This window comes from Paraburkholderia sp. IW21 (assembly GCF_041321145.1).
Taxonomy (GTDB): Bacteria; Pseudomonadota; Gammaproteobacteria; order Burkholderiales; family Burkholderiaceae; genus Paraburkholderia.
The window spans coordinates 1-1,610 of sequence record NZ_JBGGWA010000032.1; the positions used below are offsets into that span (position 1 = coordinate 1).

General features: G+C 52.9%; 2 tRNA genes and 2 rRNA genes. All 4 read right to left on the bottom strand.

Annotated features, from left to right (window positions below):
- A 23S ribosomal RNA gene (locus tag ACAX43_RS32880) occupies positions 1–290 on the bottom strand; the annotation flags it as partial.
- A gap of 383 nt (positions 291–673) precedes the next feature.
- Positions 674–749: transfer RNA gene (locus ACAX43_RS32885), tRNA-Ala, on the bottom strand.
- A 76-nt stretch (positions 750–825) separates the two neighbouring features.
- Positions 826–902 (bottom strand) — tRNA-Ile (locus ACAX43_RS32890).
- 65 nt (positions 903–967) lie between these two features.
- Positions 968–1,610: ribosomal RNA gene (locus ACAX43_RS32895) — 16S ribosomal RNA — on the bottom strand; the annotation flags it as partial.

Genomic DNA, 1,610 nt, shown 5'->3' on the forward strand with positions numbered 1-1,610 from the left:
ACTAACAATGAAGATAAAGAGTACAGGCTGCTCCCATTTCGCTCGCCACTACTCTGGGAATCTCGGTTGATTTCTTTTCCTGCGGTTACTTAGATGTTTCAGTTCACCGCGTTCGCTTCACGTAGCCTATGTATTCAGCTACGGATACCTCAGAAGAGGTGGGTTTCCCCATTCGGACATCGACGGATCAAAGCTCGTTTGCCAGCTCCCCGTCGCTTTTCGCAGGCTACCGCGTCCTTCATCGCCTGTGATCGCCAAGGCATCCACCACATGCACTTGTTCGCTTGACCCTATAACGGGTGTGTCTCTCTCGGCCAGTGTTAGCGCTTTAGCGCTTACTCTGGCCCGATCCCCGAAGGGGACAGGTTCCCGCAGGACCGATCAGTTCACACACGCTACAGGTTGAGTATTCGTGTTGCGCCGTATTCCAAGGCAATCTTTCGATTACCTTTTCATACATTGATACAATCACAACCCTGATTCACCTACTCACACACCCATCTCTAGATGTCCTTTCGTGAATCTCTTTACTACTTCTTCCTGATTGTTAAAGAACGACAGCCGATATAAAGCTCTGCTTCATATCACTCTGACTGGCTCAATCGCCAATGCCTGTTTCACTACACCGCAAACATTTCTCAATGTTCACCGCAGTAAAACCGGCATTGAAGATTGGTGGAGGATGACGGGATCGAACCGACGACCCCCTGCTTGCAAAGCAGGTGCTCTCCCAGCTGAGCTAATCCCCCAGTCACACACAGATATCACTATCCGCATTGATAGCCCCAGGGGTTTCAGTCATTCGCGCAGCCACCGCAGAAACAGTGGTGGGTCTGGATGGATTCGAACCATCGACCCCCGCCTTATCAAGACGGTGCTCTAACCAACTGAGCTACAGACCCCTGAGTCTGTCTAGTTTCACAGCCGATAAGCGTGAGCGCTCAACGCATTGACACGTTAGCTCGAGAAAGGAGGTGATCCAGCCGCACCTTCCGATACGGCTACCTTGTTACGACTTCACCCCAGTCATGAATCCTACCGTGGTGACCGTCCTCCTTGCGGTTAGACTAGCCACTTCTGGTAAAACCCACTCCCATGGTGTGACGGGCGGTGTGTACAAGACCCGGGAACGTATTCACCGCGGCATGCTGATCCGCGATTACTAGCGATTCCAGCTTCACGCACTCGAGTTGCAGAGTGCGATCCGGACTACGATCGGTTTTCTGGGATTGGCTCCCCCTCGCGGGTTGGCGACCCTCTGTTCCGACCATTGTATGACGTGTGAAGCCCTACCCATAAGGGCCATGAGGACTTGACGTCATCCCCACCTTCCTCCGGTTTGTCACCGGCAGTCTCCCTAGAGTGCTCTTGCGTAGCAACTAGGGACAAGGGTTGCGCTCGTTGCGGGACTTAACCCAACATCTCACGACACGAGCTGACGACAGCCATGCAGCACCTGTGTTATGGCTCCCTTTCGGGCACCCCGGCCTCTCAGCCAGGTTCCATACATGTCAAGGGTAGGTAAGGTTTTTCGCGTTGCATCGAATTAATCCACATCATCCACCGCTTGTGCGGGTCCCCGTCAATTCCTTTGAGTTTTAATCTTGCGA